General features: G+C 73.0%; 16 protein-coding genes. 9 read left to right on the top strand and 7 right to left on the bottom strand.

What is annotated here, in order from left to right; all coding sequences use genetic code 11:
* Positions 1 to 283 precede the first annotated feature (283 nt).
* On the bottom strand, positions 284 to 850 hold the full coding sequence (locus tag AMOR_RS23145) for a hypothetical protein (RefSeq protein WP_248354598.1): 567 nt from the start codon (positions 848 to 850) through the stop codon (positions 284 to 286).
* A gap of 239 nt (positions 851 to 1089) precedes the next feature.
* Here AMOR_RS23145 and AMOR_RS23140 point away from each other — a divergent pair, with 239 nt between their 5' ends.
* From AMOR_RS23140 to AMOR_RS23130, 3 genes are read left to right on the top strand one after another with little or no spacing between them, the layout of a single operon-like run.
* Positions 1090 to 1686, top strand: coding sequence for a hypothetical protein (locus AMOR_RS23140; RefSeq protein ID WP_248354596.1), 597 nt, complete (start codon positions 1090 to 1092; stop codon positions 1684 to 1686).
* Positions 1683 to 2537, top strand: a complete 855-nt coding sequence (locus AMOR_RS23135) for a glycerophosphodiester phosphodiesterase (protein WP_248354594.1) — start codon at positions 1683 to 1685, stop codon at positions 2535 to 2537. Before AMOR_RS23140 ends, AMOR_RS23135 begins: the two co-directional genes overlap by 4 nt.
* A 19-nt stretch (positions 2538 to 2556) precedes the next feature.
* Positions 2557 to 3249, top strand: a complete 693-nt coding sequence (locus AMOR_RS23130; RefSeq protein ID WP_248354592.1) for an outer membrane protein — start codon at positions 2557 to 2559, stop codon at positions 3247 to 3249.
* Positions 3250 to 3268: 19 nt separating this feature from the next.
* Here AMOR_RS23130 and AMOR_RS23125 read toward each other — a convergent pair whose 3' ends face one another.
* Positions 3269 to 3823, bottom strand: a complete 555-nt coding sequence (locus AMOR_RS23125; RefSeq protein ID WP_248354589.1) for a DUF4136 domain-containing protein — start codon at positions 3821 to 3823, stop codon at positions 3269 to 3271.
* A gap of 339 nt (positions 3824 to 4162) precedes the next feature.
* On the opposite strand from AMOR_RS23125, the gene AMOR_RS23120 reads away from it, so the two are divergent.
* Complete coding sequence (locus AMOR_RS23120; RefSeq protein ID WP_248354587.1) at positions 4163 to 4708, top strand: glycine zipper family protein; 546 nt, start codon at positions 4163 to 4165, stop codon at positions 4706 to 4708.
* Between the two features lie 87 nt (positions 4709 to 4795).
* Here the strand turns inward: AMOR_RS23120 and AMOR_RS23115 are convergent, their stop codons facing one another.
* The gene (locus AMOR_RS23115) at positions 4796 to 5431 is read right to left on the bottom strand and encodes a hypothetical protein (RefSeq protein ID WP_248354585.1); all 636 of its coding nucleotides are present in this window, start codon (positions 5429 to 5431) and stop codon (positions 4796 to 4798) included.
* Between the two features lie 19 nt (positions 5432 to 5450).
* Positions 5451 to 6029 (bottom strand): DUF4136 domain-containing protein, encoded by a 579-nt coding sequence (locus AMOR_RS23110; protein ID WP_248354583.1) that lies wholly within the window; start codon positions 6027 to 6029, stop codon positions 5451 to 5453.
* A 258-nt stretch (positions 6030 to 6287) separates the two neighbouring features.
* Here AMOR_RS23110 and AMOR_RS23105 point away from each other — a divergent pair, with 258 nt between their 5' ends.
* Both AMOR_RS23105 and AMOR_RS23100 read left to right on the top strand, forming a co-directional pair.
* Complete coding sequence (locus AMOR_RS23105; RefSeq protein WP_248354581.1) at positions 6288 to 6677, top strand: response regulator; 390 nt, start codon at positions 6288 to 6290, stop codon at positions 6675 to 6677.
* Positions 6678 to 6818: 141 nt separating this feature from the next.
* Positions 6819 to 7997: a phytanoyl-CoA dioxygenase family protein gene (locus AMOR_RS23100; RefSeq protein ID WP_248354579.1), complete on the top strand. Its 1179-nt coding sequence runs from the start codon at positions 6819 to 6821 to the stop codon at positions 7995 to 7997.
* A 7-nt stretch (positions 7998 to 8004) separates the two neighbouring features.
* Here AMOR_RS23100 and AMOR_RS23095 read toward each other — a convergent pair whose 3' ends face one another.
* Together AMOR_RS23095 and AMOR_RS23090 are read right to left on the bottom strand one after the other, a co-directional pair.
* Complete coding sequence (locus tag AMOR_RS23095) at positions 8005 to 8844, bottom strand: DMT family transporter (RefSeq protein WP_248354577.1); 840 nt, start codon at positions 8842 to 8844, stop codon at positions 8005 to 8007.
* A gap of 105 nt (positions 8845 to 8949) precedes the next feature.
* Positions 8950 to 9138, bottom strand: a complete 189-nt coding sequence (locus tag AMOR_RS23090) for a hypothetical protein (protein WP_248354576.1) — start codon at positions 9136 to 9138, stop codon at positions 8950 to 8952.
* A gap of 289 nt (positions 9139 to 9427) precedes the next feature.
* Here AMOR_RS23090 and AMOR_RS23085 point away from each other — a divergent pair, with 289 nt between their 5' ends.
* From AMOR_RS23085 to AMOR_RS23075, 3 genes are all read left to right on the top strand, one after another.
* The gene (locus AMOR_RS23085) at positions 9428 to 10723 is read left to right on the top strand and encodes a 4Fe-4S dicluster domain-containing protein (protein WP_248354574.1); all 1296 of its coding nucleotides are present in this window, start codon (positions 9428 to 9430) and stop codon (positions 10721 to 10723) included.
* 211 nt (positions 10724 to 10934) lie between these two features.
* Positions 10935 to 12155, top strand: a complete 1221-nt coding sequence (locus tag AMOR_RS23080) for a di-heme oxidoredictase family protein (RefSeq protein WP_248354573.1) — start codon at positions 10935 to 10937, stop codon at positions 12153 to 12155.
* 186 nt (positions 12156 to 12341) lie between these two features.
* Positions 12342 to 13004, top strand: coding sequence for a SagB/ThcOx family dehydrogenase (locus tag AMOR_RS23075; RefSeq protein WP_248354571.1), 663 nt, complete (start codon positions 12342 to 12344; stop codon positions 13002 to 13004).
* A 129-nt stretch (positions 13005 to 13133) separates the two neighbouring features.
* On the opposite strand, the gene AMOR_RS23070 is transcribed toward AMOR_RS23075, so the two are convergent.
* The gene (locus tag AMOR_RS23070) at positions 13134 to 14219 is read right to left on the bottom strand and encodes a sigma-54 interaction domain-containing protein (RefSeq protein ID WP_248354569.1); all 1086 of its coding nucleotides are present in this window, start codon (positions 14217 to 14219) and stop codon (positions 13134 to 13136) included.
* Between the last annotated feature and the right edge of the window lie 13 nt (positions 14220 to 14232).

Below are 14232 nucleotides of genomic sequence, written 5' to 3'. Positions count from 1 at the left end.
CCCCTGGTCCGTCGCGAATTCTTGTGCAACGGTGGGGCGGCCCACAACAAGCTCACTGGGGGTGCCTCGCCTTCTCACCCGTTGGTGCGCCGGCCGGATGCAGTAAGCGACGACGCGTGCGGCTGCAGGACGCGTGCGGATGGACCCGGGAGGACGCTCGCCGCCCGCTCGCATGCACGGACGAGGAGGGTGCGCGACGACGTCCACGGGCAGCGCTCGACGGATCGGCGGGCCGTGGACGTCGTGGTGATGCGGGAGGCGTGCGACGCGACGCGCGCCGGGGTCACTTCTTCTTCTTCTTCGCCTCGTGCACGTCGGCGGCCAGTGTCTCACTGTAGGCGAACCCCACCCGCGTACCCACCGTGACGCCCTCGAGGTTCTTCGGGTCGCGCACGGCGAGCTTCACGCGATTTCCCCTCGGGCCCTTGAGCGTGACGGAGCTCTTGTCCGGCGCGATCGCCTCCACGGTCGCGACCCCGCCCAGATCCGAGGTCATCATCACTCCCGGCTTCTGGCCGGCCGGTGCGCGATAGACTTCCGAACCGACGGAGAGCTCGGGAGCGGGCTGGTCGGCGGCGAGCAGCCACAGCGTGAGCTGCTGGTCGAGCGTCGCGGTGACCACGTCTCCCGGCTTGACCTGCTTCAGGTTCCGCGCCTCCTCGCTGGCCTTGAAGGTGGTCTCGGATCCGTCCTTGCCGACCAGCGTCACCATCCGTGTCTTCTGATCGATCGTCTTGACCTTCGCGGTGATCGTCTCGGTGCGCGACGCGCTGAACTGCTTCTGGTCCGCCGCCGAAGCCTGCGCGGCGGCGAGACACAGGGCGACCGCGACGAGGTTCCTCGTGATCATGGGTCCATCCTTTCGTCGCCCCCCAAGCGCGACGGGTGCCGCGAGACGTCGGGGACGCGGCTCGACTATTCGCGAACGGCGAGCGAAAGGTCATTGGCCAAAGGTCGGAGTGCGTCGCCGAGGCGGCCCTCGTCGCACTGGCCGCGCCCGTTCGCGCTGGCGCTGCCGCGGAGGCGCCACGCGGAGCGGGACCAAGGTCCGATTTCCCTGCGGGGCTGGCCCCCCGGATGATGGCGTCGATGCCCGCGAGCCCCATCCCGGCGGTGCTCGTCCTGCTCCTCGCGCCCGCCGCGGCCGCGCGGGCGCAGGAGCCCACGGCGCCGCCGGTGGAAACTCCCGCGGTCCCGCCGGCGTCCTCCGCCGCCCCGGCGGCTCCGGCCGAGGCGCCCGCGACGAGGAAGGGGTTCGCGGTGCAAGGGGGCTGGGGCTACTACGAGGTCACGCACGTCGGGGTCTCGTACCACCTGGACGAGCGCGCGGCCGTCGCGCTGTTCGGCGGGTACGGGGTCGCGGGCGGCGCGCACACCACGACGATCGGCGCGACCTTCTCGCACGCGCTCTTCCGCCCGTTCTGGACGCTCGAGCCGGGGTGGGACCTCAAGGCGATCTACTGGACGCGATCGGACCCGAGCTACGACTGGACGAACCTCTCGTTCGTGCTCGGCGCCTATCTCGCGAAGGCTCTCGGACCGCGGCTCCGGCTCGCGCTCGACGGCGGGGTCGCGCTCACCGGGGTGCTCGAGTCGGATCGGAAGCAGAACTTCGACTTCGGTCACCCCACACGATGGAACGGCAGCGTATGCGTCGAGATCAGCTACCGGCTCGGCGGGCCATGAGCGTCGCCGGACGCGCGGCGGCGGCGGTGCTCGTCCTCGCGGCGTGCGAGAAGATCGACTACCTGCCGCCGAACCCGGTGGCGCCGTGGCCGACCCGTGTGCTCATGCACCGCGGCGGCGGCTCGGACGGGCCGTACCTCCCGAACACCCTCCCCGCCGTCGAGTGGGGCGCGTCGATCCTCGACGGCGTCGAGATCGACATCCAGCTCAGCGCCGATGGGACCCTCTGGCTCGGCCACGACAACGAGGTGCTCGGCTGCGACGGACAGGGCGTCGGGTGCTTCCAGGATCTTCACGACGGCGAGATCGAGGCGGTCGCGTACTGCGACGACCCCTCGTCCGGCGCTCCGGTCCAGCACTACGTGCGGCTCGCCGAGGTGTTCGCCGCGATCTCCGTCGAGTTCCCGGACAGCCTCTTCTCCCTCGACATCAAGGGCCAGTATTGCCGGTCGGTCGGGAGGGACGAGGCCGAGGCCATGGCGGACGAGCTGGATCGCCTGGTTCTCGCGAACGGCATGGGCGGGAGAGTCGCCGTCGAGAGCGAGCAGCGCGCCTTCCTGGAGCGCGTCGTCGAGAAGTCCACGCCGGTGTTCACGTTCGTGAACGCGCTCGGCGACATCGACGGGCCGCTCACGGCGGCGTCGAACCTCGGCGCCACCGGGATCTCGTTCAAGTACGACCCCTCGAGCGAGCCGCTCGACGCGAGCGTCGTCGAGGGCCTGCACCGGGTCGGCTACCGGATCATCGTGTGGACGATCAACACGCCCGAGGACATCGCGAAGGTCTGGCCCATGCAGCCGGACGTCATCGAGACCGACAGCGCCGACTTCATGAGCCACGTCCCGCAGTGATCGCCCCACCGGAGGAAACATGGAAGCTCGCCGCCGCTTCGCCACGGTCCTCGCGCTCGCCTGCGCCGCCACGCCGGTCGCCGCGCTCGCGCAGTACGCTCCCTCCCCGCCGCCCATGAGCTCCTCCGGGCCGCACCGCGGCCGCACGGAGGTGACCGCTCTCGCCGGGTACCAGCTCAACACCGACGTGAGCACGGTCGAGGGGCACGTGAGCGTCGGCGACGCGCCCGTGTACGGCGCGGCGGTCGACATCGAGACCCTCCCCGGCGCGTGGGCCGAGCTGATCTGGCTCTACTCCGAGCCGACCGTCACCTTCTCCGGGACGCCCCTCCTCTCCGGCAGCTCACCGATGAACGTCGCGACGCACTACTTCCAGATCGGCGGGATGAAGGGGGTCCGGCGCGACCGCGCGACCCTCTTCGGCGGCGCGACCATCGGGGCGGCGCTGTTCATGCCCGGGACGCTCCGGTACGCGAACGGGTCGAGCACCTCGCTGAGCGACACCTGGCGCTTCGCCTTCACGCTCGGCGCCGGCCTGAAGGTGGACCTCTCGGAGCACGTCGCCCTCCGCTTCGACGCACGCGTCGCGGCCCCGGTGTACTTCAGCAGCGGCGCCATCTACGTCGGCGGGGGCGGAGCCGGGCTGGCCGTGAGCGGCGGCATCCCGGTGTGGCAGTGGAACTTCCTGGGCGGCCTCGTCCTCCTGCCCTGACCCGCCGCGCAGCGGCGCGCTACTTCTTCGGCGGGTACGCCTCCAGCAGGTGGCGCACCGCGTCGTCGATCGTGTCCTTCACGTTCGCGGTGCTGGTGACCGTGTCCGTCGCGGTCCCGCGCCAGAAGAGCTTGTGGGTCTTCGCGTCGACGAAGTCGAGGAGCAGGGTGCCGTCGGTGTACTCGGCGACGTCCGCCACCGGGACGGCGACCGGCGACGGCCCGTACGGACCGTACACGTAGGCGCCGCCGTACGCGTAGCCGTAGTTCGTGACCTCGATGCGGCTGTGGGACCATCCCAGCACCGAGACGAGGAAGTCGGGCTCCTTGTCCGGAGCGGCCAGGAGGAGCCCTCTCTTCGCCATCTCGCGGTCGATCGCGGTCACGATCATCGCGCGCACGGCCGGGTTGCGGACCGGAGCGGCCTGCTCGGCCCCGGGAGCGGTCGTGATCCACGCGTAGGTGCGGTACTCGGAGAACGGCGTGGCGGGGTCGTACTGGGTGTTGATCTTCACCGTCGAGCAGCCGGCGAGCGCGGCGGCGACGGCCAGCAGCGAGCAGCGTGCGGGTGTCATCCTCTCCTCCTCGTGTGGCGCCGGCACGGGCCGCCGGGGGCTCGGGTGGACGGCCTCGCGCAGCTGCGCCAGCGGCGCCACCCCTCTCAGCGAGTACCGCAGTCAGTCGGGAGCCGGGATGGGACCTTGGTCTCCCGCGCCCGTCCGCGCGGACCGCGCCCGCGCTGCACGGGAGCGGACGGGCCCACGCCGGTCGGCGTGCGTCCTACGGGCTGGGACCATCGTCCAATTCTCCGGACCGGCGGGCCGGGCTTCTCATCCCGGCCACGGCCGCCGCCGCGCACTCTGCGCTCGCAGCGGTTCGCGCCGCCAAACGCCGCCTCACAGGAGGTCCGCACCATGAAGAAACGCCTGCTCGTCGCCACGCTCGCGCTCACCGGAGCCGTCCCGTCCTTCGCGCAGCAGCCGGCCCAGGCTCCGCCGCCTCCTGCCGCCCAGCCTGCCGCCCCGGCGCAGAAGTCGCTGTCGCAGCAGTGGGGACTCTACGTGTATCCGTCCAAGGGCCAGACCAAGGACGTCCAGGACAAGGACGAGTACGACTGCTACCAGTGGGCGAAGCAGCAGAGCGGGATCGATCCGCTCGCGCCCGCGACCGCGGCGCCGGCCCAGCCCGCGGAGGCCCCGAAGGGCGGGGCGGTGAAGGGCGCGGCCAAGGGAGCAGCGGCGGGCGCCGCCATCGGCGCCGTCGCGGGCGACGCGGGCAAGGGCGCCGCGATCGGCGCGACCGCCGGCGGGGTGAAGGGCGTGGCGGGCAAGAAGAAGCAGCAGGAGGCGGCCGCGAAGGAGGCGACCGCGGCGACGCAGCAGCAGGCGCAGCAGACGACGGCCACGTTCAACAAGGCGTTCGGCGTCTGCCTCGAGGGGCGGGGCTACTCGGTGAAGTGATCGCGCTCGCCCGGACGTCCGACCGGGGAGACAGGCCCGCCGCCGACGAGCTCGCGACGCTCGCCGGCGGCGGTCGCGCCACGGCCCCTAGTACCCGCCGAACACGCCGATCACCACCGCGAGCGACTGGGCGTCGTTCACGGAGAGGAAGTCGGCGGTCGTGTAGTTGTACCGGACCGCGAAGTTGAGCCCGATGGAGGAGGCTCCATGGGCCGCCGTGAACGTGAGGCCGACCTCCGGGCTCGCGATGAAGTCGAACCCGTCGTCCGCCCTGGCGAGGTCCGTCGTCTGCGCGTAGGCGTACGTCCAGACGCCGCCGAGCCCGACGCCGATGTACGGCTGCAGGGGGCCCTCCAGGAGGTACGCGTGCACGAGCGCCTTGAACCCGAGCTGGTCCGCGTACCGGTACACCGGCCCGCTCAGCGTCCCGCCGTTTGGCGTCGTGGTGGACAGGAGCGAGTGCGTCTGCTCGAACCGGTTGTAGGTGAACCCGAGGCCGACCGAGAGCCTCTCCTTCACCATCGACCGGCCCTCGAAAGAGAAGCCGCGCCAGCTGGTGGAGCTCACGAACTTGTCCGAGAAGCTGCCGAGCGCGGTCGAGACCTCGTAGTTCAGGATGTACATCGTCTGGCGCGGCCGGTACGTCTCGAACCCCTGCGCGCCCGCGCTTCCCGCGGCGAGGAGCGCGCCGACCACGGCGGCCCTGGCGATCGTCGTCTTCATGGCATCCCTTTCACGGTGGTCAGTGGGTGTCGAGGTACGGCGACTGCGCGAAGGCGCGGTCGACCGCGTTGACCGCGCGCTGGACGTCCACCGTCCCCGTAGTCGCAACCCCGTACATGGCGGCGACCCACCGGATCGGGAGGGTCCCGCCCGCCGGCGCCGTGAGATCGCCCATCTCGAGGATCACGCTCCCGAAGTGATAGCTGCCCGCGTAGCTCCAGCCGTAGTAGCACCCGGAGTACGAGTAGTAGCCGCACCAGTAGCCGGGGTAGTAGACCGTCCCCGTGCCCTTCAGCAGGGAGGCATGGAGCCCCACGTTGGCCACGGCGAGCGGCGCCGCCGTGTACCCGAGCGCCGCCATGTGCGAGTCGATCGCGCTCTGGAGGCCGGAAGGCAACGGCTCGGTCGTCGACACCGTGTCGTTCACGACCTTCATGGTCGGGTCGAGGTAGTACGTCGAGAGCGGCTTGAAGTCGAAGCCGGGCGACTGTTGCGTGTACACGGCCTCGCCGAACACCACCTCGTCCGGCGCGCCGTAGCTGCCGCAAGACGCGAGGAGCGCCGCGGCGAGCCCCCAGAAGAATCGATGCGTTCTCATTCGGACCTCCAGCAGGAACCGGAACCCAGCCCTTGACCGGTCGTTACATCGCGTGTTTCCACGCTTCCGAGAATTGGACGATGGACCTACCCCCGAAGCCGCGCGACCCGCGGCCGCGCCGAGCGCGTGGCGGCGAGCTTCCCTCCCGCGGCGCATCATCCCGCCAGGGGATGGACCTTGGTCGTCTGTCGCGGCGCCGTCGCCTGGGCGAACAGTGCAGCGGTGCAGCTCGTACCGGGCGCTGGAACTGGAGCGGCCATGGTGGATGCGGCGGCCGGACGAATCCTCGTCGTGGACGACGACGAGTCCGTGTGCCGCGCGCTGTCCCGGCTCCTCCGGTCGTTCGGGTTCGAGGTGAGCACCTTCGGGTCCGCGGCGGAGCTGCTCGCATCGGGTCCGCCGGACGACACCGTCTGCCTCGTCGCGGACGTGCGGATGCCGGAGATGAGCGGCGTCGAGCTGTGCGAGCATCTCCACGCGTCCGGGCGCTACCTCCCGACCGTCTTCGTCACGGCGCACGGCACGGAAGGCCTGCGCTCGCTCGTGCTCGAGGGCTCGCAGGTGCTCGAGAAGCCGGTCAGCGCCGAACGGCTCATCGCCGCGATCGGCGTGGCGCGCCGGCAGAGGCCCCCGCACCGGCCGTGGTGAGCCCTCGCCCGGCGAGGCGACGCGCGGGTCCACGAAGGACGCATCCGACCCGGAGACGGGCTCTCGATGGGTTCCCGGTGGCGATCGAGGCGACGCCGCTCACCCGTGCCCGCACAGGATCCGGCGACCGGGAGGGACGACATGGCCGCCACCCCTGCAGGACCCAGGACCTGGCTTTCCGAGGCCGACTGCGAGCTGGAGGACTTCCGGGCGCTCGTCGAGCGGGCGACCGAGATCCGCGACTACCCGCTCGCCGCGTCGGTCGAGGGGAACGTGCTCCTGTACGACGGCGATCGACTCCGTGGCCTCGCCGCCGACCCGGCGCGCCGCCGAGAGGTGCAGGCGGAGCTGTCCCGGGCGCTCTCCGACGGCCCCGGCATCGTCGTGCTCGAGCACGCCTTCCCCGATCCCGAGGTCGTCGACCGGGCCACCGAGGTCTTCGAGGCCCTGATCGCCGACCAGCACCTGGCCGGCGCGACCGCGGGCGACCACTTCGCGAAGCCGGGCGCGAACGACCGGGTGTGGAACGCCCTGGAGAAGCTCGCCGTCCGCGCCCCGGAGGTCTTCGCCGACTACTACGCCAACGACCTCGTCGCCCTGGTCTGCACCGCGTGGCTCGGCCCCGCCTACCAGATCACCTCGCAGGTGAACGTGGTCAACCCCGGCGCCGCCGCCCAGACCGTCCACCGCGACTATCACCTGGGCTTCCTCCCGCCCGAGGTCGCCGCGCGGTACCCGGCGCAGGTCCACCGGCTCTCGCGCTTCCTGACGCTCCAGGGCGCCGTCGCCCACCGGGACATGCCGGTCGAGAGCGGCCCGACGATGTACCTGCCCCGCTCGCACAGGTACGAGCCCGGCTATCTCGCCTGGTGGCGGCCGGAGTTCCGCGCGTACTTCGAGGCCCACCACGTCCAGCTTCCGCTGCGGAAGGGGGACGCGGTCTTCTTCGACCCCGCGCTCTTCCACGCCGCCGGTCGGAACCGGACCGCGGACGTCCGGCGCATGGCGAACCTGCTGCAGATCTCCTCCGCGTTCGGCCGCGCCATGGAGGCGGTGGACCGCGAGCGCGTGGTGAACGCCGTCTACCCCGTGCTGCTCCGGCGGAAGGCCCAGGGCGCCGGAGAGCCGTGGCTCGCCAACGTGGTCGCGGCCTGCGCCGAGGGCTATCCGTTCCCGACCAACCTCGACCGGGACCCGCCGGTGGACGGCCTCGCCCCGCGCGCCCAGGCGGAGCTCGTGCTGCGCGCGCTGCGCGAGGAGTGGACCCCGGACGCGCTGAGGCTGGAGCTGCGGGCCGGCGCCGTGCGCCGCGAGAGCTGACGACCGCTCACCCCGCGATGAGCGCGATGGCCCCGAGCACCGCGAGGATGCCCGCGCCCTGCGGCCGGCTCACGCGCTCGCGGAGCACGGCGGCCGCGAGCAGCACGGTGCTCGCCGGGTACATCGAGGACAGGACCGCGGCGACGTCGAGGCGGCCGGCCTGCGTCGCGAGCACGAAGAACGCGTTCCCGCCTGCGTCGAGCGCGCCGGAGAGGACGACGAGCGGTGCCGCCGACCGCGGCGGCGCCCACGCCCGGCGGCGTACCGTCGCCGCGCCGAGCGCCATCGCCAGGGACGTCCCGCGCGCGGCGGCGAGCGGCCAGAAGGTCCCGCCCTGCGCTCCGTGGTGCATGAGCACGAGGAAGGCGCCGAAGCCGCAGCCGGCGAGCAACGCGAGCGCGAGCCCCTCCCGTCCCTCCCCGGGCGGCCCCGCGCGCGCGACGAGCCAGATCCCCGCGAGCGCGAGCGCGAACCCCGCGAGCTTCGAGCCCGGCGGGATCCCCTCCGCGAGCGCGCTCCACACCACCGGGATCGCCGCCGAGAGCACCGCGGAGACGGGCGCGACGACCGCCATCCGCCCCACCGCGAGCCCGCGGTACAGCGCGGCGAGCCCGACGGCCCCCGCCGCGCCGCCCGCGACGGCCCAGGCGACGGCGGCGCGCGCAGGCGACGGCTCGCCCAGGAGGAGCGCCGTCGCGACGATCAGGGTCACGCCGGTGGCCTGGCCGACCACCAGGACGCCGAGGACGGGCGAGCGCTTCGACGCGAGCCCGCCGGTGAAGTCGCCCGACCCCCATGAGGCGGCGGACCCGAGACCGAGCAGGACGGCGGCGACGCTGGAGGGCATCCGCCGGGAGCCTACCCGGACTCATCCGGAGAGCGCGATGGTGGGATGCCGTAGCCTGGGCGGCCGGTGGCGGGCCGGCAGGTGGAGCCTCGGCCCCGCGGGGGGTCAGTCGGCGCCGAACTCGCACTCGGCGCAGAGGAGCACGGCGTCGGGGCCGTCGCCCTGCTCGACCGCCGTCTCGCGGTGAACGGGCTGGCCGCAGCGGTCACACTCGGCGGTGGTGTCGAGGTCGAGGCGCGCCCGGGTGTCGATCGGCGGCCGGGTGAAGGAAGGGAGCTCGGTGGCGGTGTGCATGTATGCTTGCTAGTGCGCGATGGCGCGCACCGCGACGCTCCGGCGTGTTCCCGCCGCCGAGTGATCCCGAACCGTGGGTGCGGGCGGCGAGGACGCGAGCAGGGCAGCGTGGCGACGCTCGAAGAAGCGCGGCCACGACCGGAACCGCAGCCGCGATCGATACCGAGCGCCCCCCGCGCCGCTGCGCAAGCAGGACGTCGGCGGGACGCGTGGCGCTTCTGGTCGCGTTCGGTGGAACGAACCCGAGCTCCCTTCGTCGCAGCCGCGCCGGAGCGAGACGCTCCCGACCATGGGACACCTCCATCGCCTGAAGCAGCAGTACAGCGAGCTCGTCGAGCGGCTCGGCGCGGGGTCGGTCGCGATGCCCGAGCCGGACGACGCGCGCGCCCGGCAGGGCTGGCAGGAGCTTCTCGAGATCCTGTTCACGCCGGAAGAGGCGGCGCTCGCGTCGCGGCTGCCCGTCCGACCCATGACGCTCGGCGCCCTCGCGACGCGCCTCGGGACCGACGCCGCGACGCTGCGCGCGCGCCTCGAGCCGCTCTGTGACAAGGGGATCGTGCTCGACGTCGTGGATCCACGCGGCGGCGAGCCGGTCTACGTGCTCGCGCCGCCCGTCGTGGGCTTCTTCGAGTTCTCCCTGATGCGCACCGACGACGGCCTCCCGAAGAAGCGCCTCTCCGAGGCGTACGAGGCGTACATGCACGGCGACGACACGTTCGCCCGCGAGGCCCTCGGCGGCGACACGAGCCTGGGGCGCGCGCTCGTGCACGAGTCGAAGCTCGCGGACGAGCCGATGCCGGACGTGCTCGACTGGGAGCGGGCATCGGAGGTCGTGTCGAGCGCGAGGGCCTGGTCGGTCACGAGCTGCTACTGCCGGCACAAGGCGCTCCACCTCGGTCGCGCGTGCGACGCGCCCATGGAGATCTGCATGTCCCTGAACGGCGGCGCGGAGTTCGTCGCACGCCGCGGCTTCGGGCGCGCCGTCGAGCGGAGCGAGGCGCTGGAGGTGCTCGCGGCCGCCCGCGAGCGCGGCCTGGTGCAGATCTGTGACAACGTCCAGCGGACGCCGGCGTGGCTGTGCAACTGCTGCGGCTGCTGCTGCGAGCTGCTCGCGGGAATCACGCGCTACGATCTCGCGGCGGTGAACCCGAGCGGCTTCCTGCCGCGACGAGATCCGGACCGGTGCGCCGGGTGCTCGCGATGCGCACGGGCCTGCCCCGTCGGGGCGATCACCATGGTGCCGGTGCGCGAGCCGGGGACGAGGAAGAACGAGCTCGCGCCCGTGCGCGACGACGATCGGTGCATCGGGTGCGGCGTCTGCGCGGACGCGTGCCTGAAGCACGCGCTCGTGATGGCGCGTAGCGAGCGCCCCCGCGTCCCGGTGAACGCCGTCGAGCGGGCGGTGCGGATGTCGCTCGAGCGCGGGCGCCTCGCCGAGCTGCTCGTGGACGGCGGCGATCGGCTGGGGGCGCGATTCCTGCGACGCGCCCTCTCCGCCATCACGAACCTGCCGCCCGCGAAGCAGCTCCTCGCGACCGAGCAGGTCCGGTCCCGCTTCGTCCGAGCCGCCCTGTCGCGGACCTGAGCGCGGCGGACCGCCCGCGGGGCGGACCCAGCCACGACGCTCGATGCGGCGCCGACCGCGCCGCGCTCGGGCTGCTTCGCTCTGCCGGATTGCGGCGCTGCGATTCACGCCTCGCCTGCTCGCCGGTCCGACACGTTTCGCGTGACCCGGCGCGCGTGTCCCGGTTAGACGGGGGGACCGATAATACGCCGCACCAACCGCCGGAGGGCCGATGGGATCGAGGGCTCGCATCACGATGGTTTCGCTGGGCGCACTGGCCTCGGTCGGCGCGATCGACGCCGCGGCGTCCGCACCGGATCCGGAGTCGTTCAGCGCCCCCCTCCCCGGCCTCGACGCCGAGCAGCGCGCGCGCTTCGAGGCCGGTCGCGCGCAGTTCGAGACGCGCGAGGGGATCGCGGACGGGCTCGGGCCCATCTTCAACGGCGTGAGCGGGGGCGAGACCCCGGCGGTCGCATGCGCGAGCTGCCATGACGTGGGCGGAGCCGGCGGCGGCAGCGATCTCTTCGAGACGCGGTTCGGCCGGCGGCTCGATGGCGGAGGCTTCGATCCGCTCGCGGCGCTCGGGGGGACGCTCCTCCAGGCGTTCGCGATCCCCGGCTTCGACGCCGAGAAGGTGCCCGCCGAGGCCGACGTCACCGCGCGGCGGCGGTCGATCCCGCTCTTCGGCCTCGGCCTCGTCGACGCGGTGCCCGACGAGACCTTCCACTCGATCGCGGCGGCGCAGCGAGAGAAGACGCCCGAGACCGCCGGGCGCGTGAGCATCGCGACCAGCCGGGCCAACCGGCAGCCGGCCGTCGCGAAGTTCGGCTGGAAGGCCCAGATCCAGTCGCTCCTGGAGTTCGCCGGGAGCGCGTACGTGAACGAGATGGGGATAACGAGCTCGGCGTTCCCGGTCGAGAACTGCCCCGGCGCCGCTCCGGGCACCTGCGACGACGGTGTCGCCGACCCGGAGGACGACGGGACCGACGTCGCGCGGTTCAGGGACTTCATGACCTTCCTCGCGCCCCCGCCGCGGGGGCGAATCACGCCAGGCGCGGTGCGCGGAGAGGCCGCCTTCGAGCGCGTCGGCTGTGCGGACTGCCACGTGCCCACGCTCACCACGGGCTCGAGCCGGTTCGCCGCCCTGGACAACAAGGCGTTCCACCCCTACTCCGACTTCCTGCTGCACGACATGGGCTCCCTCGGCGATGGGATCGGCGGGGCGCAGGCGGACGCGAGCGGGATCGAGGCGGTGGCCACGCGCAACGAGATGCGGACCCAGCCGCTCTGGGGCCTGAGGCTCGTCGACCGTTACCTGCACGATGGGCGCGCCACGACGTTGCCGGACGCGATCGCGGCCCACGACGGCCAGGCCGCGACGGCGCGGCGGAGGTTCTTCGAGCTCGGCCCGGACGAGCAGGAGGATGTCGTCGCGTTCCTGAAGTCGCTTTGACGCTCGGCAACCGTTCACCGCGTGCCCGGTCTAGCATGCGAGGATCCTTCCGCTCCTCCTCGCCCCTCGCCGTGAGACTACCGGCGCGAACTCCTGCCGCACCTCTCTTGCGCTATCCGACAAACCGCGATCTCGCGCCGGCTCGGTGATGGAAGCTCGGGACGTGTCCTCGCCCAGGAGGCGTCGATGTTCCGGCTCTCCCTCGTGCTGCCGCTCGCCGCTCTGCTCGTGCCCGCCGCCGCGTCCGCGGCCGCGCCGGTCCTCCCGCTCCCCGTACCGCAGAAGCAGGGCACCGTCAGCGTCGAGTCCGCGCTCGCGGCGCGACGCTCCGTTCGTGCCTTCACGAACGAGGCGCTCACCGTGGCGGAGCTCGGCCAGCTCCTCTGGGCGGCGCAGGGCGTCAGCGGACCGGACGGCAAGCGCACCGCCCCGTCGGCGCGGCACCTGTATCCGCTCGAGCTCGCGGTGGTGGTGCAGAACGTGGAGGGTCTGGCGCGGGGCAGCTACCGGTACGTGCCGGCTCGCCACGCCCTCGAGCTGCTCGCGCCGGCCAGGGGCGGCGACCCGATGCTGACCCGCGCCACCTCGCAGCCGCAGGTCCATGCCGCGCCCGTCGTCTTCGTCGTCGCCGCGGTGTACGAGCGCATGGACGCCGGGGCGCGGAGCACCACCTGGACCGACTACGAGGCGGGCCTCGCGAGCGAGAACCTCCTGCTCCAGGTCGTCGCCCTCCGGCTCGCGGCGGTCGTCGTCGGCGGCATGGATCCCGCCGCCGTCCGGGAAGCCGTTCGCTTCACCGGGCACGAGCGTGTCATCGTGCTGATCCCTGCGGGTCATCCGGCCGGATGACCCGCGGCCCCGGTGGCGTGCAGCCGTCAACGCCGTCGCGCAGCGCGCCGGATCGCGCCGGCCACCGAGACGACGGCGGCGACCAGGATGAGCCACGCGCCCTCTCCACCGCGTACCATCGCAGGCCTCTCAGGGCTCGGGATCGGTGGTCGCGGCTTCGAGGCCGTACCGCTTCACCCGCTCCGCGAGCGTTCCGCGGCTCACGCCGAGCCGGCGCGCCGCCCGGGTCCGGTTCCCTCCGGCGGCCGCGAGGGTCCGGGCGATGACGCTCCGCTCGAGCGCCTCGACCTGCTCCCTGAGCGAGACGCGGGGCTGCCGGAGCGGGGGCACCGCTGGCTCCCGCCCGAGGGCCGGAGCGCCGCGGCCGAGCGCGTCGAGGCCTATCTCGGGCCCGCCGCCGAGCGCGACCATGCGCGCCACCGCGTTCTCGAGCTCCCGCACGTTCCCCGGCCACTCCGCTTCGCGGAGCGCCTCGACGACCTCCGGCGAGAGCGACACCTCGCCGGCGCCGAACCGCTTCGCGTAACGGCTCGCGAGGTCCGCGACCAGCGCGGGGATGTCCTCGCGGCGCTCGCGCAGCGGCGGGACGCGCAGCTCGATGACCGCGAGCCTGTAGTAGAGGTCCTCGCGGAAGCGCCCCGCGCGCACCTCCGCGGCGAGATCCCGGTTCGTGCAGGCCACGACGCGGACGTCGATGCGCTCGATCCGACCCGCGCCGACGGGCTGGATCTCGCCGGACTGCAGCACACGCAGGAGCTTGGCCTGCAGCGGGGCCGGCAGCTCGCCCACCTCGTCGAGCACGAGCGTCCCGCCGTCCGCCTGCGCGAAGAAGCCCCGCCGAGCGTCCGTCGCGCCGGTGAACGCGCCGCGCGCGTGCCCGAACAGCTCCGACTCCGCGAGCTCGGCGGGGATCGCGGCGCAGTTGAAGACCACCAGGGGCGCCGAGGCGCGCTGGCTGCGGGCGTGCACCCGCGCGGCCACGAGCTCCTTCCCGCTCCCCGTCTCGCCGTGCACCAGGATGGTGATGTCCCTCGGCGCGACCCGGTCCGCCGCGTCGAGCAGCCGCCGCATCGCGAGCGAGCGGGCGACGAGCGAGCCGTCGGGCGCGCGCCACGCCGCCGCGCGAGCGGGCTCCAGCCGGAGCACGGGCCCGCCGCCCGTCCCTCCGGCGCGCTCTCGCGCAGCCCCGCCGTCCGTGCGTGATGTCACGTACATCTCGGTCTCCGTT

It is taken from the genome of Anaeromyxobacter oryzae, assembly GCF_023169945.1.
GTDB classification, from domain to species: domain Bacteria; phylum Myxococcota; class Myxococcia; order Myxococcales; family Anaeromyxobacteraceae; genus Anaeromyxobacter; species Anaeromyxobacter oryzae.
This window is presented reverse-complemented; position numbering and strand designations above follow the sequence as displayed.

Bases quoted from the DNA above. Each gene is read 5' to 3' on its own strand.
- AMOR_RS23145 (WP_248354598.1), bottom strand. From the start codon at position 850: ATGATCACGAGGAACCTCGTCGCGGTCGCCCTGTGTCTCGCCGCCGCG.
- AMOR_RS23140 (WP_248354596.1), top strand. From the start codon at position 1,090: ATGCCCGCGAGCCCCATCCCGGCGGTGCTCGTCCTGCTCCTCGCGCCC.
- AMOR_RS23135 (WP_248354594.1), top strand. From the start codon at position 1,683: ATGAGCGTCGCCGGACGCGCGGCGGCGGCGGTGCTCGTCCTCGCGGCG.
- AMOR_RS23130 (WP_248354592.1), top strand. From the start codon at position 2,557: ATGGAAGCTCGCCGCCGCTTCGCCACGGTCCTCGCGCTCGCCTGCGCC.
- AMOR_RS23125 (WP_248354589.1), bottom strand. From the start codon at position 3,823: ATGACACCCGCACGCTGCTCGCTGCTGGCCGTCGCCGCCGCGCTCGCC.
- AMOR_RS23120 (WP_248354587.1), top strand. From the start codon at position 4,163: ATGAAGAAACGCCTGCTCGTCGCCACGCTCGCGCTCACCGGAGCCGTC.
- AMOR_RS23115 (WP_248354585.1), bottom strand. From the start codon at position 5,431: ATGAAGACGACGATCGCCAGGGCCGCCGTGGTCGGCGCGCTCCTCGCC.
- AMOR_RS23110 (WP_248354583.1), bottom strand. From the start codon at position 6,029: ATGAGAACGCATCGATTCTTCTGGGGGCTCGCCGCGGCGCTCCTCGCG.
- AMOR_RS23105 (WP_248354581.1), top strand. From the start codon at position 6,288: ATGGTGGATGCGGCGGCCGGACGAATCCTCGTCGTGGACGACGACGAG.
- AMOR_RS23100 (WP_248354579.1), top strand. From the start codon at position 6,819: ATGGCCGCCACCCCTGCAGGACCCAGGACCTGGCTTTCCGAGGCCGAC.
- AMOR_RS23095 (WP_248354577.1), bottom strand. From the start codon at position 8,844: ATGCCCTCCAGCGTCGCCGCCGTCCTGCTCGGTCTCGGGTCCGCCGCC.
- AMOR_RS23090 (WP_248354576.1), bottom strand. From the start codon at position 9,138: ATGCACACCGCCACCGAGCTCCCTTCCTTCACCCGGCCGCCGATCGAC.
- AMOR_RS23085 (WP_248354574.1), top strand. From the start codon at position 9,428: ATGGGACACCTCCATCGCCTGAAGCAGCAGTACAGCGAGCTCGTCGAG.
- AMOR_RS23080 (WP_248354573.1), top strand. From the start codon at position 10,935: ATGGGATCGAGGGCTCGCATCACGATGGTTTCGCTGGGCGCACTGGCC.
- AMOR_RS23075 (WP_248354571.1), top strand. From the start codon at position 12,342: ATGTTCCGGCTCTCCCTCGTGCTGCCGCTCGCCGCTCTGCTCGTGCCC.
- AMOR_RS23070 (WP_248354569.1), bottom strand. From the start codon at position 14,219: ATGTACGTGACATCACGCACGGACGGCGGGGCTGCGCGAGAGCGCGCC.